Source organism: Olsenella sp. DNF00959 (assembly GCF_001553055.1).
GTDB classification, from domain to species: Bacteria; Actinomycetota; Coriobacteriia; order Coriobacteriales; family Atopobiaceae; genus Olsenella_I; species Olsenella_I phocaeensis.
Window position 1 is genome coordinate 109,588 of the sequence record NZ_KQ960133.1, and the last position, 20,304, is coordinate 129,891.

17 protein-coding genes and 4 tRNA genes are annotated in these 20,304 nt (G+C 62.4%); 8 read left to right on the forward strand and 13 right to left on the reverse strand.

Annotation, left to right across the window (positions count from 1 at the left end; genetic code table 11):
* Positions 1–195: 195 nt before the first annotated feature.
* The 3 genes from HMPREF1868_RS07345 to HMPREF1868_RS07355 form a co-directional block, all read right to left on the reverse strand.
* A complete protein-coding gene (locus HMPREF1868_RS07345; protein ID WP_062531520.1) occupies positions 196–1,380 on the reverse strand; it encodes a DUF4013 domain-containing protein in 1,185 nt (394 codons plus the stop codon).
* 158 nt (positions 1,381–1,538) lie between these two features.
* Positions 1,539–1,628, reverse strand: a tRNA-Ser gene (locus HMPREF1868_RS07350).
* A 42-nt stretch (positions 1,629–1,670) separates the two neighbouring features.
* Positions 1,671–1,761 (reverse strand) — tRNA-Ser (locus tag HMPREF1868_RS07355).
* A 166-nt stretch (positions 1,762–1,927) separates the two neighbouring features.
* On the opposite strand from HMPREF1868_RS07355, the gene HMPREF1868_RS07360 reads away from it, so the two are divergent.
* Positions 1,928–2,713, forward strand: a complete 786-nt coding sequence (locus HMPREF1868_RS07360) for a trimeric intracellular cation channel family protein (RefSeq protein ID WP_062531521.1) — start codon at positions 1,928–1,930, stop codon at positions 2,711–2,713.
* Between the two features lie 87 nt (positions 2,714–2,800).
* Here the strand turns inward: HMPREF1868_RS07360 and typA are convergent, their stop codons facing one another.
* From typA to HMPREF1868_RS07380, 4 genes are all read right to left on the reverse strand, one after another.
* Positions 2,801–4,639, reverse strand: a complete 1,839-nt coding sequence (gene typA, locus HMPREF1868_RS07365) for a translational GTPase TypA (protein WP_062531522.1) — start codon at positions 4,637–4,639, stop codon at positions 2,801–2,803.
* Between the two features lie 139 nt (positions 4,640–4,778).
* Complete coding sequence (locus tag HMPREF1868_RS07370) at positions 4,779–5,234, reverse strand: hypothetical protein (RefSeq protein WP_062531523.1); 456 nt, start codon at positions 5,232–5,234, stop codon at positions 4,779–4,781.
* 134 nt (positions 5,235–5,368) lie between these two features.
* Positions 5,369–5,444: transfer RNA gene (locus HMPREF1868_RS07375), tRNA-Ala, on the reverse strand.
* 84 nt (positions 5,445–5,528) lie between these two features.
* Positions 5,529–5,605, reverse strand: a tRNA-Ile gene (locus tag HMPREF1868_RS07380).
* 150 nt (positions 5,606–5,755) lie between these two features.
* On the opposite strand from HMPREF1868_RS07380, the gene HMPREF1868_RS07385 reads away from it, so the two are divergent.
* On the forward strand, positions 5,756–6,250 hold the full coding sequence (locus HMPREF1868_RS07385; RefSeq protein ID WP_231782289.1) for a bifunctional nuclease family protein: 495 nt from the start codon (positions 5,756–5,758) through the stop codon (positions 6,248–6,250).
* A 109-nt stretch (positions 6,251–6,359) separates the two neighbouring features.
* On the opposite strand, the gene gyrA is transcribed toward HMPREF1868_RS07385, so the two are convergent.
* The 6 genes from gyrA to HMPREF1868_RS07420 form a co-directional block, all read right to left on the reverse strand.
* Complete coding sequence (gene gyrA, locus HMPREF1868_RS07390) at positions 6,360–9,140, reverse strand: DNA gyrase subunit A (protein WP_197414974.1); 2,781 nt, start codon at positions 9,138–9,140, stop codon at positions 6,360–6,362.
* A 15-nt stretch (positions 9,141–9,155) separates the two neighbouring features.
* On the reverse strand, positions 9,156–11,150 hold the full coding sequence (gene gyrB / locus HMPREF1868_RS07395; protein ID WP_062531525.1) for a DNA topoisomerase (ATP-hydrolyzing) subunit B: 1,995 nt from the start codon (positions 11,148–11,150) through the stop codon (positions 9,156–9,158).
* A 683-nt stretch (positions 11,151–11,833) separates the two neighbouring features.
* Positions 11,834–12,928, reverse strand: coding sequence for a DNA replication/repair protein RecF (locus HMPREF1868_RS07405; protein WP_062531527.1), 1,095 nt, complete (start codon positions 12,926–12,928; stop codon positions 11,834–11,836).
* A 3-nt stretch (positions 12,929–12,931) separates the two neighbouring features.
* Positions 12,932–14,035, reverse strand: a complete 1,104-nt coding sequence (dnaN, locus tag HMPREF1868_RS07410) for a DNA polymerase III subunit beta (protein WP_062531528.1) — start codon at positions 14,033–14,035, stop codon at positions 12,932–12,934.
* A gap of 236 nt (positions 14,036–14,271) precedes the next feature.
* Positions 14,272–15,789: a DnaA/Hda family protein gene (locus HMPREF1868_RS07415; protein ID WP_062531529.1), complete on the reverse strand. Its 1,518-nt coding sequence runs from the start codon at positions 15,787–15,789 to the stop codon at positions 14,272–14,274.
* Between the two features lie 84 nt (positions 15,790–15,873).
* Entirely contained in the window at positions 15,874–16,887 is a 1,014-nt protein-coding gene (locus tag HMPREF1868_RS07420) for an ATP-binding protein (protein ID WP_062531530.1), read from the reverse strand.
* Positions 16,888–17,266: 379 nt separating this feature from the next.
* Here HMPREF1868_RS07420 and rpmH point away from each other — a divergent pair, with 379 nt between their 5' ends.
* The 6 genes from rpmH to rsmG all read left to right on the forward strand — a co-directional run bounded on the left by rpmH (position 17,267) and on the right by rsmG (position 20,235).
* A complete protein-coding gene (gene rpmH / locus HMPREF1868_RS07425; RefSeq protein ID WP_009278282.1) occupies positions 17,267–17,401 on the forward strand; it encodes a 50S ribosomal protein L34 in 135 nt (44 codons plus the stop codon).
* A 7-nt stretch (positions 17,402–17,408) separates the two neighbouring features.
* A complete protein-coding gene (gene rnpA / locus HMPREF1868_RS07430) occupies positions 17,409–17,729 on the forward strand; it encodes a ribonuclease P protein component (RefSeq protein WP_062531531.1) in 321 nt (106 codons plus the stop codon).
* Position 17,730: 1 nt separating this feature from the next.
* The gene (gene yidD / locus HMPREF1868_RS07435; protein WP_050796709.1) at positions 17,731–17,973 is read left to right on the forward strand and encodes a membrane protein insertion efficiency factor YidD; all 243 of its coding nucleotides are present in this window, start codon (positions 17,731–17,733) and stop codon (positions 17,971–17,973) included.
* A gap of 19 nt (positions 17,974–17,992) precedes the next feature.
* A complete protein-coding gene (locus HMPREF1868_RS07440; protein ID WP_009278284.1) occupies positions 17,993–18,751 on the forward strand; it encodes a YidC/Oxa1 family membrane protein insertase in 759 nt (252 codons plus the stop codon).
* Between the two features lie 53 nt (positions 18,752–18,804).
* Complete coding sequence (locus HMPREF1868_RS07445) at positions 18,805–19,392, forward strand: Jag family protein (protein ID WP_062531532.1); 588 nt, start codon at positions 18,805–18,807, stop codon at positions 19,390–19,392.
* A gap of 111 nt (positions 19,393–19,503) precedes the next feature.
* Positions 19,504–20,235, forward strand: coding sequence for a 16S rRNA (guanine(527)-N(7))-methyltransferase RsmG (rsmG, locus tag HMPREF1868_RS07450; protein ID WP_062531533.1), 732 nt, complete (start codon positions 19,504–19,506; stop codon positions 20,233–20,235).
* Positions 20,236–20,304: the final 69 nt, after the last annotated feature.

The window sequence follows — 20,304 nt, forward strand, 5'->3', positions numbered from 1 at the left end:
GGCTCCCATACACTCCCCACATCAAGGATGTCCCTACTAGCTGGCAGCTGGCCCTCTCCCAACTGCCAGCGTGTGCAATGGGTGAGGGTCGCCTCGCAGGTAGGTCATGTCGTGGGAGGTGGCAGCAAGCGCCGGCAGGTCAGCTCTTCTCCACCAAATGGGCATACGCTCGAATGGAATGGGTGTTTTCTGCCGTTATTCGCCTGGCTCGACCTCGTCCCCCTGCAGTCTGATGCCAGCGACGCCGTCCTGTGTCGCATCGCCCCTAGGGCTAGGGGAGCTCAGATCTATGACCTCCACGCCAGCATCTTCCTCTGAGCCTTCCCTTCCGTCCTTGTCATCCGAGACGGAAGAACCCGGAACCTCCAGCTCCGAGGTCAAACCCGCCGCGGGCGCCGGCGTCGAACTTGAATCGCCCGGGACCGGGGAGGCCTCATCCCCTGGCATGAAATCTGACGAGGCGGCAGACGCGAGGGCGCAGGCGCCAGTGCCCGAAACGCCCTCGGGCGATGGCGCATCGGTAGAAGCCGTGGGCTCGATGGCGAGGTCCCCTGGCACCACGGGGGACACAACGGGCACAGCAGGCGGCACAGGGACATCAGGAAGCGGGTCAGAGCTGGACCCCCAGGAGGGGACGTCGAACTGACAAAGCCAGAGCGCGAGCATGTTGTATTCCATGAGGTTGACGAAGCTGTACGCAACGAGCACCAGGTAGACCATGACTATGATGGTGGGGAAGAAAAGCCCCGAGAAGGTCTGGTATCTGAGCATGACGTCCAGGGGGACGTCCACGCCTTCCGTGGCCCCGAACACGGAGAGGGCCGAAAAGGCAAACGCGACCGCCATTATCACGGTGAAGAGGGCGACCACGAACCAAATGACGGCGTCCATGAGGAAGACGGCGAGGATGATCCTTCCCAGCCCGACGGGGTCCCTGCGAATCATGTCGATGATGCGGTTGACCTGATAACCAGCCTTGAAGTCCTGATAGATGGCCGCTCTCAGGGCACAGAGCGAACAGATGACGCCGACGGCCAGGTCAAGTGCCATGAGGATGAGACCGAAGGGATGTTCCTCGAACGACTGGGCAAAGAGCATCCTCAGGGCTGCCCAAAGGCAGACGAGGCCGAGCGCGGAGACGAGGCCTCTCCATCCGCTGGAGATGCACTCCCCCACCCTCACGTCCTTCTGCTTTGGAGCCGAGTCGACGCCCCAGGCGGTGAGCCGGGCCCATTCGAGTCCATAGCCAGAGGTCCCAAGCATCCCCACGATGGGGACGAAGCCTGCCACGCCCATGACCAGCAGGACCTTAGCCCAGCCCTTGTCGCGCGTGAGCAGCCCCCATGCCCTGGACCAATATGAAGCGCTGTCGTGTGCCATGAGGCCCTCCCATCGCAAAGGCGTCCGCAGAAGGTCGCGCCTGGGGTCTGTCAGGGCCACCTATTGCTGAATATATAGGATATACGCACGTTTTCGACAGCCGAAGCCGCCATGAAGGCACAAAAAAGACCCGCCACCAAGGGCGGGTCTGCAAGTTCTGGCGGAGGAGGAGGGATTCGAACCCTCGTAGCCCCGAGGGGCTAAACGGTTTTCGAGACCGCCGCATTCAACCACTCTGCCACCCCTCCGAAGGGTGTGAAAGCGGCGCCCGGAGGCGCCGCTGGAAGTTCTGGCGGAGAGTCTGGGATTTGAACCCAGGATACGCTTTAGGCGTATACACGATTTCCAATCGTGCTCCTTCGGCCACTCGGACAACTCTCCCTGAAACCGCACGCGCAAGTATACCTTACTTCCCCGGGCAGCGCGACAGCCAATTTTTCTCCATCTGCGAGGCCAAGGGGACGTCCCATCGTGTGGAAGGAGGAACGGGCGCCATCACGCGCTACCATAGGCGCCTGACCGCAACGACGACATAAAAGAGGGGCGCATGGTTCCTGAGTTCTTCTCATCTGCCGCAGGCAACGCACCCGCGAGCATCCCTGTATGGCTCGACCTCACCGCCGTGATGGTGGGCTCCCTCACGGGGGTGCTCGTCGCTAAGGAACGCGACCTGGACCTGGTTGGCTACCTCGCGCTGTCCGTGCTGGGAGGCCTGGGCGGAGGACTCGTGCGCGACACCATAATGCAGGTGGGCGACGTCTACATGCTTCGCTCCACCCTCGCCATCCCCGCTGCCGTCCTCACGGGAATCATCGGCTTCCTCTTCTCGGGGTCGCTCCACCGCTTTCCACGGCTGCTCGCCTGGACAGACATCATCTCGGTCGGGCTCTTTGTCGTCGCGGGCACGGACAAGGCCCTCGTCTACGGACTCACCCCCTGGGCCTGCGCCCTCATGGGCACGATCACGGGAGTAGGCGGCGGCATGATGAGGGACATAGCCCTGGGAGACACGCCGCGCATCTTCCTGAGGAGCAACCTCTATGCCCTCTGCGCCCTGGGAGGCTCCTTCGCCTATTGGATCATGGCCTCGGTGGCACACGTCAACCAACCCTGGGCGACCATCCTGGGGGTGCTCGTGGTGGTGGGGCTTCGCATGTGGTCGCTCCGATTCAACGTGCTCTCGCCAGCTGGCGTGGACCTCAGCCCCACCGTGGGCAAGGTCGCGCGCGAGGTCTACACACGCGCCGCGGCACGTGGCCAGGAGGATGCGGAGGTCTATGTGCGCCGCTATGCGCGGGCGAAGTTCAGCCGCGAGGAGGACGACAAGCGATAGGGCAACCAACTGACGCGTGACGAGGGGCGCCGCCCGATCCCTTGGGCGGCGCCCCTCGTCTGCGCCTGCTGCGCATGAGCCCCTGCGCTACTTGTCCACCATGCCGTGACGCACGCGCCACTTGCGACGCTCGGTCTCGTTGAGGATGCGCTTGCGCAGGCGGATGTTCTTGGGGGTCACCTCGACGAGCTCGTCGTCCATGATGTACTCCAAGGCCTCCTCCAGGGTGAAGGTCCTGGGGGGCGTGAGCTGGACGGCGATGTCCGCCGTGGAGGAGCGCTGGTTGCCCAGGCTCTTGGTGCGGGCGATGTTGACCACCATGTCACCGGGCTTGGACCTCTCGCCCACCAGCATGCCCTCGTAGCACTCGGTGCCAGGCTCCACGAAGAGCTGTCCTCGCTCCTGGAGGGTTCCCAGGGCGTAGGCGACGGCCTTCTCCGTCGACATCGAGATCATGGCGCCGTTCTGGCGTCCGCCGATCTCTCCCGCATAGGGACCGTATTCGAGGAAGGTGTGGTAGAACACCGCCTCGCCGTGGGTGACGTTGAGGATGCGGTTCTTGAGGCCCATGATGCCGCGGGTGGGGATCTTGAACTCGAGGTGGGTCTGGGTGGTGCCGGCGTCCATCTGGGTCATCGTGCCCCCGACGTTGCCAAAGAGCTCGATGACCTTGCCCGCGTACTCGCCAGGACACTCGACGACGGCCTGCTCGACGGGCTCGACGCGGTTGCCGTCCTCGTCCTTCTTGATCAGGACGCGGGGTCGGCCCACCTGGAACTCGAAGCCCTCGCGCCTCATGTCCTCCATGAGGACGGAGAGGTGCAGGATGCCGCGGCCGGCGACCTCGACCCCGGTCTTGTCGGGAAGCTCCTCGATGCGCATGGTCACGTTGTTCTCGCGTTCCTGCTCGAGGCGCTCCTTCAGCTGACGACCACCCACGATGTCCCCGTCGCGGCCGACGAGGGGCGAGGTGGACGGCTCGAAGACGATGGCAAGGGTCGGGGGGTCGATCTCGATGGGGTCGAGCTCGACGGGGTTCTCGGGGTCGGTGTAGACGTCTCCGATGTCGGTCGAGTCGACGCCCACGACGGCAGCGATGTCCCCGGCGCCGACCTCCTGGCACTCGGTACGTCCCAGGTAGTCGAAGGTGAAGAGCTGCTTCACCTGGCTCATGGCACGGGAGCCGTCGTTCTTCACCACTAGAATCTTGTCGCCGTCGTGGATGGTGCCCGAGTAGATGCGACCGATGCCGATGCGACCGACGTACTCCGAGTGGTCGATGGTGACGCACTGCATCGCGAGGGGTCCCTCGACGTCCGCGTCGGGAGCGGGAAGGGAGTCCACGACCATGTCGAGCAGGGGTAGCATGTCCTGGTTGCCGTCATCGGGGTCCAGGCGGGCGAAGCCGTTGGCGGCGGAGGCATACACGACGTGTTCCATGGCGAACTCGAGCTGGTCGTCATTGGCCCCGAGGTCCATCATCAGGTCGAGGCAGGCATTGAGGGCTCGTGCGGGGTTGGCAGCGTCCTTGTCGATCTTGTTCACACAGACCATGATCTTGAGACCTGCGTCGATGGCGTGGCGCAGGACGAAGCGGGTCTGGGGCATGGGACCCTCGGCAGCGTCCACCAAAAGCACCGCTCCGTCGGCCATCCTGAGCACGCGCTCGACCTCGCCGCCAAAGTCGGCGTGGCCGGGAGTGTCTATCACGTTGATCTTGACGCCCTTGTAGTCGATCGAGATGTTCTTTGCCAGGATGGTGATGCCGCGCTCGCGCTCCTGGTCGTTGGAGTCAAGGATGCGCTCCTCGACCTGCTGGTTCTCGCGGAAGGCGTCGGTTGCCTTGAGCAGCTGGTCGACCAGGGTCGTCTTGCCGTGGTCTACGTGGGCGATGATTGCGATGTTCCTGATGTGCTCCTGGAGCATTTGGGCCTCTCGTTCGACGTACGTTGCATAGATGCGAGAGACTTTACTGCACGAGCGCCATACGTTGTGCGCACTGGCCGAAAAGCGCTTGCACTCCACGCAAACTGCCGCTTGGGACGCACAAGAGGGCGAGGGAACGCTAGATCAGCGGCTCGAGCTCGCCGGCGGGTGCCGGCTCCGTCCAACGGAAGCCGTCGCCCTCTCCCCTGCACTCGAAGTAGGAGAACGCGGAATAACTCTTGTATCCCCTCTCGCCAAACTCGAGCATGAGGGCATCCTGGTAGGAGCCATCGTCGTCCCCCACAGCACCCTCGTAGGCGAGCGCATAGCGCACGGGAAGGCCGAGCCCTGCCTCCTCGTCACCCATGGCATGACGAAGCTCGAGGACCTTGCTTCGTGCCGCCTCGATGCACTGCTCGATTCCGTCGTCAGAGAACTCGTACGAGCCCGCGTTGCCGTCCTCGTCCTGGACCACGAGCAGCACGTTGACCTCGTCACCGGACGCCAACATGTCGAAGGCGTCGCCCATGAGGGTGCTCGAGAGCACGTCGAGCTCCGACGAAACCCCGTCGCGCCTGCACTCGTCTGCTGCCATGGAGAAGGTCCTTCCGTTCGCGTCAGTGTCCCGTCGATGGTAGCGCAAGCCCGAGCTGTCCTGCCAAGGGGGCAGGGACCAGGCATTGTTCCGAGAATAAAAAAGCCAGGGACGAGTCCCTGGCCGGAGTTGCATGGTGGAGACGATGGGGTTCGAACCCACGACCTCAGGCTTGCAAAGCCCGCGCTCTCCCAGCTGAGCTACGTCCCCGTGTTGCGCGGCGGCCTGCCCCATCTAGAGTAATAAACGCCCCAGCGGCGACTCGGCTGCGCTGGGGCGTTTATTTTCAAGAAATGGTGGGCCCGACAAGGTTCGAACTTGTGACCTCCCGGTTATCAGCCGGACGCTCTGACCAACTGAGCTACGGGCCCAACGCAAGAAGAGATAATACCTGCTGCCCGATGGCCGGTCAACAAAAAAGTTTGGTCTTTGCGATTTCCCTCACATTTGGGGAGACGCGCCGGCGTCTGGGTACCATAGCTACACAAACAGGTACGAGGAAGTGCGGCGACGTGAAGAGAATGGACATACAGACGATCGTGGTGGGCGGCGGGCCCGTCACCTCGCTCATAGTCCTCAAGACCAGGACCGCGGGCAGGGACGAGGAGCCCATACAACTTCCCATACAGGTCGGTCCCATAGAGGCGACCGCCATAAGCATGGGCATCGGTGACGAGCACCAGGGGCGCCCCCTCACCCACGACGTAATGGCGCGCACCATCCGCGAGCTTGGAGCCACGCTCGACGCGGTAGAGATCGTGGACGTCCATGGCACCACCTTCTACGCCAACCTGCTCCTCACCGCCCCCAACGGCAGCCATGTCGAGGTGGATGCCCGCCCCTCGGACGCCATCGCGCTCGCGGTGCGGATGGACGTGCCACTCTTCGCGGACGAGCACGTGCTCGAGGCTGCGGCGCTGCCCGACTTCCAGGGAGTCAGGCGAGAGGAGGAAGAGCAGGAGATGGAGCGCTTCCACGACTTCGTCGAGTCCATCTCGCCTGAGGACTTCGACTAGTAGGCCCAACGGCCTCCGGACTCGGAGCGTCGCGCCAGGAACTTGGCTCGAATAGGGAGGGACCCCGGGGCATTTGCCCGGGGTCCCCATTTACCTCATGTCGGAGGGCCTACTCGTCATCGTCCTCGATCAAGGACTCGTCGAGCTCCTCCTCGCCGCCGATGTCGATGGGATCCTCGTCGTCGGCGTCCCGGGCCCCTGCGGCGCCAAGGTCAAGCATGCCCTGGTTGACGTTGGCCTTGGGCGCCTTCTTCTTGCGGGCGATCATGCGTGCCACGGCGCTCACGCGGTCGGACTCGCCGATGTTCATTATCTTCACGCCCTGGGTCGACCGGCCCAGCAGGCTGATGTCAGAGGTCTTCACGCGAATGACCACGCCTTCCTCGGACACCATCATGAGCTCGTGCTGCGGGCCGACCACGCGGCAGGCCACGAGGTTGCCCTTCTTGGAGGTCATGGCGATGGTGAAGACGCCCTGCCCGCCGCGCTTGTGCTCGGGGTACTCGGATACGGGCGTGCGCTTGCCGTAGCCCTTCTCGGTCACCACGAGCAGGTCGCCCTTGCCATTGGAAATCTCCATGCCCAGCATGCGGGCGTCATCCCTCAGGGTGATGCCCCTCACGCCCGAGGTGTCGCGGCCAGTCGGACGGACCTCCCCCTCGTCGAAGCGAATTGCCTTGCCGGCGTCGGTGCAGAGGATGACGTTCTCTCCCTGCTTCACGCGGCGCACGTTGACCAGCTCATCGTCCTTCTTAAGGTTGATGGCGATGATACCGTCGCGACGACTCTTGTCGTAGTCGCTCATGGCCGTCTTCTTGACCATGCCCTTGGAGGTGGCGAAGAGCAGGTACTCGTCCTCGGGGAACTCGCGCGTCGTGATGACGGCGGCGGCCCTTTCGCCCTCGGCAAGCGGTATCACGTTTATCAGCGCCGAGCCGCGCGCGTGACGCGAGCCGATGGGCAGCTCGTGGACCTTGACGCGGTAGACCTTGCCCTTGTTGGTGAAGAAGAGCACGTAGTCGTGGGTAGATGCCACGAAGAGGTCCTCGACGAAGTCGTTGTCCTTGAGCGAGAGACCCTGGATGCCCTTGCCGCCCCTCTTCTGGGAGCGATAGGTCGAGACGGGGAGGCGCTTGACGTAGCCGGAGTGGGTCACCGTGACGACCATGTCCTCCTCAGCAATGAGGTCCTCGACGTCGAGGGCGACGGGTGCGTCAGAGATGGTGGTGCGCCTCTTGTCGGCGTACTTCTCGCGGATCTCGCCCATCTCGGTCTTGATGACGCCAAGGATCTTCCGCTCGTCCGCCAGGAGCTCCTCGTAGTAGGCGATCGCCCGGTGCAGGCCGTCCAGCTCCTCCTGGATCTTGTCGCGCTCGAGGCCGGTGAGGCGCCGCAGGCGCATCTCGAGGATGGCGGTCGTCTGCTCCTTGGTGAAGCCGAAGCGCGCGATCATGCGCTCTGAGGCCTCGGTGTCGGTGCGGCTGGAGCGGATGATGCTGATGACCTCGTCGATGTTGTCGAGCGCGACGAGCAGGCCCTCGAGGATGTGGGCGCGGGCCTGCGCCTTGGCCAGGTCGAAGCGGGTCCTCCTCGTGACCACCTCCACCTGGTGGTCGATATAGCACTGGAGCATCTCCTTGAGCGAGAGGAGCTTGGGCACGCCGTTGACGAGGGCGAGGTCGATGATGCCGAAGGAGGTCTGGAGCGAGGAGTACTTGTAGAGGTTGTTGAGAACGACCTCGGGGATGACGCCCTGCTTGAGCTCGATGACGAGGCGCAGGCCCTTGCGGTTGGACTCGTCGCGCATGTCGGAGATGCCCTCGATGCGCTTGTCGTTCACCAGCTGGGCGATCTTCTCCTGGAGCGTGCCCTTGTTGACGCCGTAGGGGAACTCGGTGAACACCAGCTTGTTGCGGCCACCCTTGGTGGACTCTACGTGGGCCTTGGCGCGAACGGTGAGGATGCCCCTGCCCGTCTCGTACGCCTGCCTGATGCCCTCGGACCCCATAATCACCGCGCCGGTGGGGAAGTCGGGACCCGGCATGACCCTCATGAGGTCGTCCGTCGTGGCGTCGGGATTGTCGATGAGCAGGCAGGTCGCGTCGATGGCCTCGCCCAGGTTATGGGGCGGGATGTTGGTCGCCATGCCGACCGCGATGCCCTGCGAGCCATTGACCAGCAGGTTGGGGAAACGGGCGGGAAGCACACTTGGCTCCTGCAGGGACTCGTCGTAGTTGGGGTTCCAATCGACGGTGTCTTTGTTGAGGTCGCGCAGCAGCTCCATGGCGGGGCGGGCCAGGCGGGACTCGGTGTATCGCATGGCGGCCGCGGAGTCTCCGTCGATGTTGCCGAAGTTCCCGTGTCCGTCGACGAGGGTGACGCGCATGGAGAACCACTGGGCGAGGCGGACCATGGCGTCGTAGACGGCGGAGTCGCCGTGCGGGTGGTACTTGCCGATGACTTCGCCGACGGTCCAGGCCGACTTCTTGTGGGGCTTGTTGGGGAAGATGCCTGCCTCGTTCATGGCGTAGAGGATGCGCCGGTGGACGGGCTTCAGGCCGTCCCTGACGTCAGGGAGGGCGCGGGCCGTGATGACCGACATGGAGTACTCAATGAAGGACTGCTCCATCTCGTGTCCGAACTCGTGCATCTGGAGTCTGCCGCCATGGATGTCCACGGAATCGCCGTCGGGACGGTTGTCCGCAGCGAGCTCGAACTCCTCGTCCGCGTCGTCCTCGGCGCCGTCGTCCATGCCCGCCTCGTCCTCGGCGTCGGGGTCATAGACGGGAACGTCGGACTCGTCGCGCTCCGCGCGACTCAGCAGCTCTCGGAGGTCGTCCGGCAGCATGCCGTCCTGGCCCTCCCGGGGGGTGTCGTTGTCTTCTGCCACTTGCTGTCCCTTCGCTTAGATGTCGAGGAAGCGCGCATCCTTGGCGTGGCGCTCGATGTAGTCCTTGCGGTACTCGACCTGCGAGCCCATCAACCTGGACACAGCCAGTTCCGCCTTGGCCGCGTCCTCGATGGTGATGCGCTGCAGAATGCGGCTCTTGGGGTCCATGGTGGTGTCCGCGAGCTGCTGGGGATCCATCTCGCCCAGGCCCTTGTAGCGCTGGACGCTGTACTTGCGCTGCTTGCCCTCTCCGTCGCGCGGGACGTACTCCTCGATCGCCTGGGCGAGGAGGGTCTCCTCGGCGGTGCGGCCGTCGGGATAGACGTAGTGGATCCTCTTGCCCACCTTCACGCCGAAGATCGGGGGGCAGGCGCTGTAGACGTAGCCTGCGTCGATGAGGGGTCGCATGTACTTGTAGAAGAAGGTCATGAGCAGGATGCGGATGTGCGCGCCGTCGACGTCGGCATCCGTCATGATGATGATCTTGTGGTAGCGGGCCTTGGATATGTCGAAGTCCCCGCCGTCTCCCATGGAGGTCGTGACTCCCGTCCCGATGGCGGTGATCAGCGCCTGGATGGTCTCGGACGAGAAGGCCCTGTGGTCGCCCACGCGCTCCACGTTGAGGATCTTGCCGCGCAGGGGAAGGATGGCCTGGATGTCGCGGCGGCGACCATCCTTGGCCGACCCGCCTGCGGAGTCGCCCTCCACGATGAAGAGCTCAGTCATCGAGGCGTCGCGCACGGAGCAGTCCGCGAGCTTGCCAGGAAGCGCAGCGCTCTCGAGCAGGCCCTTGCGCCGCGTCGCCTGGCGGGCCTTCTGCGCCGCGAGGCGGCCCTTGGCCGCCTGGGACGCCTTCTTGAACATCTCCTTGGCCTGGTTGGGGTGCTCCTCGAGATACTCGGAGAGACCCTGCGAGACGATCTTGTTGGTCAGGCCGCGCATGTACGAACTGCCCAGCTTGGCCTTGGTCTGGCCCTCGAACTGCGGGTCGGGGAGCTTGACCGATATGACCGCCGTGAGGCCCTCGCGGATGTCGTCGCCCGTGAGGTTGCTGTCCTTCTCCTTGAGGAGGTTGTGGCTGCGGGCGTAGTCGTTCATCGTCTTGGTGAGCGCCGTGCGGAAGCCCTCGAGGTGCATGCCCCCCTCGTCGGTGTAGATGTCGTTGGCAAAGGTCATCACGGTCTCCGAGTAGCCCGCGTTCCACTGCATGGAGACCTCTACCTCGCCGCGCTTGTCGACGGGCGCGCCCTCCTCGGAGCTGCCCTCGATGTAGATGGGCTTGGAGCAGCCGGGCAGGATCGTCTTGCCCTCGTTGAGGAACTTGACGAAGTCCACGATGCCGCCGGAGTAGCAGAACTCGTCCGTGCGGGGCGTGAGCTCGCGCTCGTCGACGAGGGCAATCTTGAGGTTCTTGTTGAGGAAGGCCGTCTCCTGCAGGCGGTTGCGCAGCACCTCGTAGTCGAAGACTGTCGTCTCGAAGATTTCCTCGTCGGGCCAGAAGGTGATGGTGGTGCCGGTCGCCTTGGAGCTGCCGACCCGCTTCATCTTGCTGGTTACCTTGCCGCGCGAGAACTCCATCTCCCAGATGCCGCCGTCGCGCTTCACCTGGGCCACGAGCCGCTTCGAGAGGGCATTGACGACGGAGATGCCCACGCCGTGGAGCCCGCCGGACACCTTGTAGGCGGAGTTGTCGAACTTTCCGCCTGCGTGGAGGATGGTGAGCACCACCTCGAGGGTGGGAATCTTCTTCTGCGGGTGCTTCTCGACGGGGATGCCGCGGCCGTTGTCCTCGACCGTCACCGACCCGTCGGCGTGGACGGTCACCTTGATCCTGCTGCAGTAGCCTGCCATGGCCTCGTCGACCGAGTTGTCGACGATCTCCCACACGAGGTGGTGGAGACCCGCGGAGCTCGTCGTGCCGATGTACATTCCAGGGCGCTTGCGGACGGGGTCGAGGCCCTCGAGGACCTTGATCTCGTTTCCGCCGTAGTTATTCTCGTTCTTGGCCACGTGGTTCCTCTCTCACTCAGCGTGGTTGGTCCATGGTGCATGGGACCTTGCGATTCTAGGCCACATATCCTCTCAAAGTGGAGGAATTGTATTGGTACCAATGAAAAAACACCGGTCAGAATATCCATGAAACCGTCTCTGACGGCTTATGAACCTATTTTTTGGCGTCGGCGCCAGATTCTCTTGCCTTGAGCGTATCACGCCTAAGGGAGAGTTCCATGGCCCGTGAGGCGTTCTGCCGAAGCCCGTCGGGGAGGTCTGAGGTGAGCCGCTCGACCCTGCCTCTCTCCGCCTCACCCAACGGCGGGAGGTCCATCGGGCGCCTCTTGCCGCTTGGCCGCGCTTCATGCGGGGCCGTCTCGGTGCGCGGACGGCGGGTCAGGCGAAACTCTATGCCCGACAGCTCGAGCCCGGCGTTGGCGAGGCGCGCAAGATAGACGTCCCTGCTCGCGCTGAAGTCGGTGAGACGGCTCGAGGAATCAACGTAGACCCCAAGGACGGGCGGGAGCGCCGGGGTGCGCGCCTTACGGAGGAAGACTCCTGTCGTGTGGCAGCGCTCCGTGTCGCCATTGGCTCGATACCAGACGGCCGCAGCCCTCTGGTTAGCGCTCAGTCGGCCTCCGAAGCCGCCCGAGAGGAAGCTCCCCAAAAAGCTTCCCAGGCTCTCCGGGCCCCCCTCCCCCCTATTCGCCAATGTGGACCACCTCCGCGTCCGCCAGCAGCTCCTCGGGAAAGTAGCCCAGGTTCGTCGTGGTGACCACGGTCTGCATCCCCTCCTCGACGAAGCGCGTCATGGCGCCCCTGCGGTCGGCGTCGAGCTCGCTCATGACGTCGTCCAGGAGGAGCAGGGGAAGCTGTCCCACGACCTCGCGGGCAAGATCGACCTCCGCCATCTTCCAGGCGAGGACGATCGTGCGCTGCTGCCCCTGCGAGGCAAAGCTCCGCGCGTCGCGGCCCTCCACCCTGAAGGCTAGGTCGTCCCTCTGGGGCCCCACGAGCGTCTGCTGGCGCCTGAGCTCGTCTCCCCTGATCTTTGACAGACGGGCGAGAAAGGCGTCGCACACCTCCTCGCGGGAGAGTCCGGCGAGGTCTATGCCCAACGAGGACTCGTAGGAGCAGGACAGGCGCTCGCCGGCCGCTATCTGTCCGTACACCTCGACGACGCGCGGGCGGAGCCTCTCGAACAGCCTCTCGCGGGCGACGAGGAGGGCCGAGCCGCCGAGCGCCAGCGAGCTGTCCCAGGCGTCGAGGAGCGAGAGGTCTGGATAGGGTTCCTTGAGGAGCCGGTTTCGCTGGTCGACCGCACGGCCGTAGGCCTGCAGGAGACGGGAGTAGCCAGGTGCGGCCTGCCGTCCGAAGTCGTCTATCTCGTCTCTGCGATACGAGGCCCCCCTCTTCACGAGCGAGAGGTCGTCCGGGCAGAAGAGCACCGACATGAGGGTCCGGGGCAGGTCCTGCGGGGCGCAGGCCTTCCCGTTGCGCCTCCAATGGCGCCGCGGCGGATCCGAGGTCGCCGTGCACTCGAGGTCGACGACGCGGCCGTCCCCCTCGAGGCGCAGGCGCGCCCGGCCCTTGCTGGCACCTTCGCGGACCAGCTGTCCCGGCCTGGGACGCCGGAAGGAGTAGCCTGCGGTCAACAGTTGCAGTGCCTCGACGGTGTTGGTCTTGCCCATGGCGTTGCGTCCCACGAGCACCGTGAGGCCCTGGCCGAGGCCCAGGTCCTGCTCGGGGAAGTTCCTCCAGTCCGTGAGGCTGAGGCTGCGGGCCAGGAGTCCCACCAGCTACATCCTCACGGGCATGAGGAGATACAGGTAGTTGATTTTCGAGTAGGACTTGAAGATGCCCGGCTGCATGGCGCTTTGGAGCTCGAGCGTGATGCTGTCCTGCCCCGTGGCGGCGTTGACGCAGTCGAAGACGTAGTGGTAGTTGAGGGCGATTGCCATGCCCTCTCCCTCGACCTCGACGGGAAGGAGCTCGGTGGACTCCCCCTGGTCGGGGGAGGAGGCGCTGAGCTTCAAGACCTTGCCGTCGGCGTCTATGTCAAAGCGCACGGAAGGGTTTGCCAGGGCGATGACGGACACGCGCTTGAGGGCGGCCGCGAACTGGGGGACGTCAATCCTCACGGAGGTCGTGCAGCTGGGGGGCAGGAGCTGGCGGTAGTTCGGGAAGGTCCCGTCTATCTTGCGCGAGACGTAGGTCGTGTTGCCAAACGAGAAGACCACCTGGCTGTCGGTGATGCCCACCATGACCTCCTCGGTCATCGAGGGCAGGATCAGGACGTCGTGGAAGGTGTTGCCCGGGACTATGGCCACGAAGGCCTCGTCGACTGAAGAGGTCTCGGTGTTGGAGTCGCACACCGCGAGGCGGTAGGAGTCCGTCGCCACCAGCCTGATGGTGTTCTCCTCGACCGAGAGGAGGATGCCCGAGAGGATGGGCCGCGAGCTGTCCTTCGAGGTCACCTTGTAGACCTTGTCGACCATCTGGGAGAGGAGACCGCTCGGGAGCTCGATGGATCGGTCAGGGGAGAGGTCGGGGAACTCGGGGAAGTCGCCCGCCTCGAGGGTGTTGAGGCGGAACTTGCTCTTCTCGCATGAGATGAGCACGGTGTGTCCGGCGCCCTCGAAGCTCACGGCGCTGTCGGGGAGGGTCTTCACGATGTTGGAGAGGATCTTTCCCGAGAGCACCGTGGCGCCGGCCTCCTCCACGTTCGCCTGTATCTTGTGGCGGATGGAGATGGTGAGGTTGGTGGTCTGGAACTCGAGCACGCCCTCCTCGGCCTTGATGTAGACGCCCGAGAGGATGGGGAGCGTCGAGTTGGAGGCCATGCCCTTAGAGACGACCGCGAGAGCACCTGCCAGTGCCGACTGACTCACCGAGAATTTCATGAGCGACCCTTCTATGGCTATTAGTACTTTTTTTCTTATTAAGAGACAGTAGTAATAATAGAGCCTGTCGAAATGTTCAATACTTCTTAAACCTGCTGGTAGAGCCTATCGTCTCAAATGTTCTGCCAGAGGCTGCCACTCAACAATCCAAACAATCGGCCGACGTGTGGAAAACTCCTTCTACAGCTTTTGGGGCTTATCCACATGAAACCGACGACCTTTCTTCCACTTTTCCACTACCCTCCGTCGCAGATGCCGTCGTGGAGGGTCTGGATGCGGTCTAGGAAGAGGCGGTCCTCCTTCTTCGTGCGGTCGACCCACGCGATGCTGTGCTTGACCGTCGCATGGCTGCGCCCGCCGAAGCGCTTCCCTATGTCGGCGAGGGTGTTGTCCGTCAGCTCCCTGGTCATCCAGATGGCCACGTGTCGTGGCTCCATGAGCTCCTTGTTGCGCTTCGAGCCTATGAGGTCGCTGTGGGCCACGTCGTAGTAGCTCTCCACGGCCTTCTGGATCTGCTCGACGGTGACGACCCTCTGGCCCGTGGGCCACTTTGCCGCCGCGAGGCGCGCGATGTCCTCTCGCGTGAGCGCCTCCCCCTTCCTCTCCTTGCGGAAGGCATAGAGAAGACAGGTGTGGACGAAGCCCTCGATGATTCGGATGTTGGTCCCCGCGCGCTCGGCCATGTACTTGCGCATGTCCTCGGGGATGTTCCCTCCGAGGTCCGGCACGTGCTCGACGGCGGCGTCCTGCCGCATGCGCTCGTAGAAGGTGTTGATGAGGCTGAGCTTGAGCTCGTAGTCGGGCACCTGGACGCTTACGGTGACGCCGGAGTCCATGCGGCTCGTCTCGCGCTCGTCGAACTTGCTGTCGCCCATGCCAAGCTGGGAGGGCGAGCGGTCCGCGGCGCAGACTATCTGCTTGCCGCGGTCCATGAGCGCGTTGAAGGTCTCGAAGAAGAACTTGATGGTGCCCGCAGCGGTCATCATGTTCTGGACGTCGTCGATGATGAGCACGTCAACGCCCTGATAGCGCTCGGTGAGTGCGCTTCGCGCGTCGAGCTTGTCGTCGTTCCAGCCTATGCGGTACTCCTCTATGAACTCGCCTGCAGTGCGGTAGACGCAGAGGCGAGAGGGGTCGTTCCTCACTATGTAGTTCTGTATCGCCCTCAGGAGGTGAGTCTTTCCTAGGCCGCTCTTCCCGTAGACGAAGAGCGGGTTGTAGCTCTTGTTCTCGCCGTTCGCGACCTGCTTTGCGGCCTCGTAGGCGAGCATGTTCTCCTCGCCGGCGACGAAGCGGTCGAAGGTGAGCTTGGAGTCGAGGACGCTGGTGTCGTTCTGGAAGCTGTTGTTCCTCCGCCGCCCTTGCGGCCTCTGGGCCTTCTGCCAGCCTTCGTCCTGTCCCTGCGCGGCGACGGGCTCCCCCGAAGAGCCGGCAAGTCCGCTCAGCTCGTCGGGAGTCACGGTCGCGTTCGTTTGGATGGCGGCGGGCGCGCTCTCCTGCAGGAGTTCGACCACCAGGCTCACGTGCTGGAATGCCGCCTGCTCGAGGCATTCCTCAATGAGCGGGGTCTGCTGGACGATCTTCCTCTGGGCGAATCCCATGCTCGTCGCGATGTGAAGCTCGCTTCCGTCAAAGGCGGTCGCGTCACAGCTCCTGAGCATGGCGAGCGTCGCTGGTGCCACGCTCTTGGACGCCAGGAGCCCCAGCACGTCGTGCCAGAGTATCTTCGCGTCCGACTCTTGTACGGGATCCATGCCTCACCACTTGTCTTCGGGGATGAATGTTGAAAAGTGCATCCCATTATATGATGAAAACTCCCGAAGACGTCTGCCTCGGTCCTATATGCCCGCCGCTATCGCCCTTCCCGCCTCCGTGAGGCCCCTCTTCTGTCCGCCGGCCCTCTTTGACACGAGGCCCGCCTCCTCAAGCGCCTTGAGCTCCCTCGTCCAGGTGGGTTGCGAGCTGCCAAAGCTGTTCTTGAGTTCGGTGGGCCCCACCAGTTCGTGGACCTGCAGGTACTGGAGGATGACGCGGCCCCTTTGGGAGATGTTGAGCCCTCCTACCAGCGTGCCTCCGCCCTGGGGAGGGACGACCGGCGTTCCCTGTGTCGCAATTCCCGTCTGTGCCGTGGGAGCCATGGGCTGCGGCATCGACTGCCATGCTGGTTGGACGTACCCCGGTACGGGCATGTAGCCCGCCTGTTGTTGTGCTGGTTGGTAGGCATAGGGGTATGCGAATGCCATGGGGGGCTGTGCCTGGGTAGCGACGGGAGACAACGGTTGGAGCGGCATCCCCTGACCCATCTCTTGATCCTCCCCGCGCTCGAGCATGGAGATGGTGACCACGGTGCCGCCCTTGATGTTGTCCTCGATGCTCAGGTAGCCGCCTCGGTCCTCCATGTACTGCTGGGCGTAGGGCAGGCCCGACCCAACCCCCCTTATGTACCGCTTCATCTCCTCCGTGGCAGAGCTGGTGCCGTATTCCAGGGCACGCCCCTTCTCGGCTATGCCCGGCCCCTGGTCAGAGAAGCGAATCGTCTCTCCCCCGTCGAGTATCGACACCGTGGGCTGCGCGAAGTAGGCGTGCACGTAGTTCTCGACGACCTCGCGTATGACCATGAAGGGGATGCTGCCACCCTGCTCCTTGCAGAGTCGTGCCACGGTGGCGGTTATCTCCTCGAGGTAGGTGCGCACGTCAGAGGGCTCCACCACCACGACCCTCGGCGCGGCCGCCGCGTCGTCGTATACGGCGATTCGCGCCGGGAACCTCACGACGAGCTCGTCCGCTCCCCCTCTTTGGTCGTCCTGTTCGCTTCCCTCGTTCTGCACGAAGGGATAGAACGGGTGAGACATGCGCGCTTCCTCGCTTTTCGACATTCATTCATCCAAGGATGAAAACATTCACGAATGAATTTCAACAAATGAAAGTTTTCAACAGGAGATGAAATGTTGTAGATAACTGCGTATTAGTAAAATCATGTGCTGAAAAATAATAGCAGCTAGAGGTGAACTATTCGGCAATTTTCACTGTTGTCTGAATGATTTCATACGTCTCCTGGTGACTTGTGCGTCGAACGAGACGCATGCCCATCAAATTACTTGGTCGTAAAAGCGTAAAATGGGTAAATTGTTCGCCCCATAGAGCCAAAATTGACTTTTGTTGGGGCGGACCCCTACAATCTTATAGCTTGACGCTATAGGTTCGTTTATATGCTCCCAGGAGGATTCAGACATGAAGCGCACGTATCAGCCCAACAAGAGGAAGCGCGCCAAGACCCACGGCTTCCGCGCTCGTATGGCCACCAAGGGCGGCCGCGCGGTTCTCTCTCGCCGTCGCGCCAAGGGCCGCAAGCAGCTCACCGTCTAGGATTCCGATGAAGACCATCAAATCCAAGAGGGATTTTGAGAGGGTCTTCTCTGGCGGGAAGCGGGTCAACCATAGACTCGTTCGCATGACAGTGCTCGAAGATGGCGAAGGCGGCTTGGGAAGAGTCGCCTTCGTTGCACCTAAGCGCTTGGGCTGTGCGGTCTATAGGAACAGATGCAAGAGGGTCTTGAGGGAGGGTGCCCGCAGAGGTGGTCTCCCCTTGGCTGGTTACGACGTCATTCTCTTTGCCACGGGCCGCACCCACCAGAGCAGCTCGGTGGAGGTGGGAGAGGCCATTGCCTCGCTTCTCGCCCGCATTGGTGACTAGGATGCCTGCCGTGCGCACAGGGGCGAGGGGTCTCGTCGCGGACATGCTCCTCGCCATCGTGAGGGGCTACCGGCACTACGTCTCTCCCCTCTTCTCCCCCCATTGCATCTACTCCCCCACCTGCTCGGAATACGCCATCCAGGCGATCGAGCGCTATGGCGCGGCACGGGGCGGCCTCCTTGCCGTCCGTCGCATCCTGCGTTGTCATCCCTTTCACAAGGGCGGGTTCGATCCCGTTCCCTAGTCACTAGCCCGGAGGAACCATGTGGGATTGGTTTATTAGCTTTCTGACGAACGTCCTTGCCAGCCTCGCCCGTCTCACGGGCGACTGGGGCGTGGCCGTCATCATCCTCACCTTCATCATGCGCCTCATCGTCATGCCCCTCATGACCCGCTCAACTGCCTCGAGCGCGCGCATGCAGGCCCTTCAGCCCAAGATGAAGGAGATTCAGGACCGTTATGCGAACGATCCCGAACGCCAGGCCCAGGAGATGCAGCGCTTCTACTCCGAGAACAAGTTCAATCCCCTTGGTGGCTGCCTTCCGGTGCTGATTCAGATGCCGGTCTTCTTTGCGCTCTTCACCGTCGCCCGCAACGTGCCCGCCGAGGCGCACTTCCTCAACATCATGCCCTCGCTCTCCCAGTCCGCCTCCGGCGCCCTTGCGGCAGGGGGTCTGGCAGGGGCGCTCATCTACATCATCCTCGACATCGCCTTCGGCATCCTGACCTTCGTTCCCCTGGTCATGAACCTCAAGAACACCGGTGAGGACCAGCGCCAGCAGACCCTGATCATGGGGGTCATGATGGCCATCATGATGCTCTGGTTTGGCTGGTCCGTGCCCGGTGCGGTACTGCTCTACTACGACACGTCCGCAATCTGGCAGGTAGTCCAGCAGAAGGTCGTCACCCAGCGCGTCATGGACCGCGTGAAGGCCGAGACCGAGGCCAAGATGGCCAACCAGCCCGTCCAGGTCGACGTAGTCCGCAAGGAGCGCAAGCCCCGTCCCCACAAGAAGGGCTAGCCTCCCTTGTCTCTTTGATTACTTTTTCTGCCCTAGGAAGATGGAGGTTTGACATGGAGGAAGAGGAGAAGCTCACCCTTGAGCCCAGGCCTTCCGATTCCGCGGATGTCGAAGTCGCGAATGACCGCTTCTCTGCCGTGAGGGAGCGCTTTGAGTCTGGTGTCGAGCTAGAGGATGCGGATGTGGACCTCATCGCAGACACCGCCGTCGGCTACCTCAAGAGCCTGCTCGCCTTCTTTGGCGAGACCTCGCCCGTCATTGACGAGTACGACGGCGACGAGGGGGAGCTCATTCTTGACGTGAGCGGTGGTGACCTTGCGGTTCTTATTGGTCGTCACGGCCGCACCCTTGATGCGCTTCAGATGGTGATTTCTTCTTTTATGAGTAATGAACTTAAGTTCCACTACCCGGTAGTAGTCGACATCGAGGGATACAAGACTCGCCGTCGAGAGAAGATAATGTCCCTCGCCCGTTCCGCTGCAGCACGTGCCAAGCGCCAGCACGGACAGGTGAGCCTTGCTCCCATGAATGCCTATGAACGGCGTCTCGTTCACCTCGCCCTTGTCGATGACGTCGATGTCAGCACTCATTCTGAGGGCGAAGACCCCGATCGAAGGGTTGTCATCACCTTCGTGCGCTGATTGCTTAAAGCTGTCCATGTCGGATAATTTGGGGGAGAGGTTGAAGCCTCTCCCCCATTGTTTTGACCAAAGTTCTTGTCTGAGAAACTTTTGTCAGAAAGGCCAAACTACATGAGTCCCATTGCGGATCCGACCCAAGACCTCATCTCCCTTGCCCTTTCCTATGGCATTCAGCTCAACGAGCAACAGGCAAGTCTATTGTTGCAGCACTTGCATCTGCTGCAGGAGAAGAACAAACAAATCAACCTCACGAGAATCGTTAGCACCAAGGACGGACTGTTACGTCATATCCTGGACTCGCTTCTATTTCTCCTGCCTCTTGATTCACATGATATTGCTGAGAATGACCTCTACGTTGATTTGGGTACAGGTGGAGGCTATCCTGGCATCCCTCTTTCCATCATGCTCCCCTGCCGCAGCATCCTTGTGGACTCGGTCACCAAGAAGTCGAAGGCGGTCGATGAGTTCCTTCTTGAGCTTGGGTTGTCAGATCGCGTGCATACGAGTTCACTTCGTGCTGAAGAGCTTGCTAAGGAGATTCCAGCTGCTGCGAGTCTGGTCTCAGCCCGGGCGCTTGCCCAGCTCTCCGTTTTGATTGAGTACTCTTCTCCCCTACTGAAGGTAGGTGGCCTTCTCATATCTTCAAAGGGACGAATTGAGTCAGATGAAGTCAATCATGCACTTCATGTCGCACCACTTTGCGGAATGAAGCTTGTTTCACGTGAAACATGCGAACTACCCCTCGATCAGGGTCATAGGGAGATTTTTACGTTTGAAAAAATTGGGAAGGCAAAGTTGAACCTGCCAAGACATATTGGTATGGCTAAGAATAAGCCGTTGTAATGAGAGGAACGTTTCACGTGAAACAAAAGAACTGAATGATAGGGGACTTGTTTCACGTGAAACAAGTCC

Excerpts from the sequence above, each read along its gene's own strand:
- HMPREF1868_RS07345 (WP_062531520.1), bottom strand. The coding sequence starts at position 1,380 with ATGGCACACGACAGCGCTTCATATTGGTCCAGGGCATGGGGGCTGCTC.
- HMPREF1868_RS07360 (WP_062531521.1), top strand. The coding sequence starts at position 1,928 with ATGGTTCCTGAGTTCTTCTCATCTGCCGCAGGCAACGCACCCGCGAGC.
- typA (WP_062531522.1), bottom strand. The coding sequence starts at position 4,639 with ATGCTCCAGGAGCACATCAGGAACATCGCAATCATCGCCCACGTAGAC.
- HMPREF1868_RS07370 (WP_062531523.1), bottom strand. The coding sequence starts at position 5,234 with ATGGCAGCAGACGAGTGCAGGCGCGACGGGGTTTCGTCGGAGCTCGAC.
- HMPREF1868_RS07385 (WP_231782289.1), top strand. The coding sequence starts at position 5,756 with ATGGACATACAGACGATCGTGGTGGGCGGCGGGCCCGTCACCTCGCTC.
- dnaN (WP_062531528.1), bottom strand. The coding sequence starts at position 14,035 with ATGAAATTCTCGGTGAGTCAGTCGGCACTGGCAGGTGCTCTCGCGGTC.
- HMPREF1868_RS07415 (WP_062531529.1), bottom strand. The coding sequence starts at position 15,789 with ATGGATCCCGTACAAGAGTCGGACGCGAAGATACTCTGGCACGACGTG.
- HMPREF1868_RS07420 (WP_062531530.1), bottom strand. The coding sequence starts at position 16,887 with ATGTCTCACCCGTTCTATCCCTTCGTGCAGAACGAGGGAAGCGAACAG.
- rpmH (WP_009278282.1), top strand. The coding sequence starts at position 17,267 with ATGAAGCGCACGTATCAGCCCAACAAGAGGAAGCGCGCCAAGACCCAC.
- rnpA (WP_062531531.1), top strand. The coding sequence starts at position 17,409 with ATGAAGACCATCAAATCCAAGAGGGATTTTGAGAGGGTCTTCTCTGGC.
- yidD (WP_050796709.1), top strand. The coding sequence starts at position 17,731 with ATGCCTGCCGTGCGCACAGGGGCGAGGGGTCTCGTCGCGGACATGCTC.
- HMPREF1868_RS07440 (WP_009278284.1), top strand. The coding sequence starts at position 17,993 with ATGTGGGATTGGTTTATTAGCTTTCTGACGAACGTCCTTGCCAGCCTC.
- HMPREF1868_RS07445 (WP_062531532.1), top strand. The coding sequence starts at position 18,805 with ATGGAGGAAGAGGAGAAGCTCACCCTTGAGCCCAGGCCTTCCGATTCC.
- rsmG (WP_062531533.1), top strand. The coding sequence starts at position 19,504 with ATGAGTCCCATTGCGGATCCGACCCAAGACCTCATCTCCCTTGCCCTT.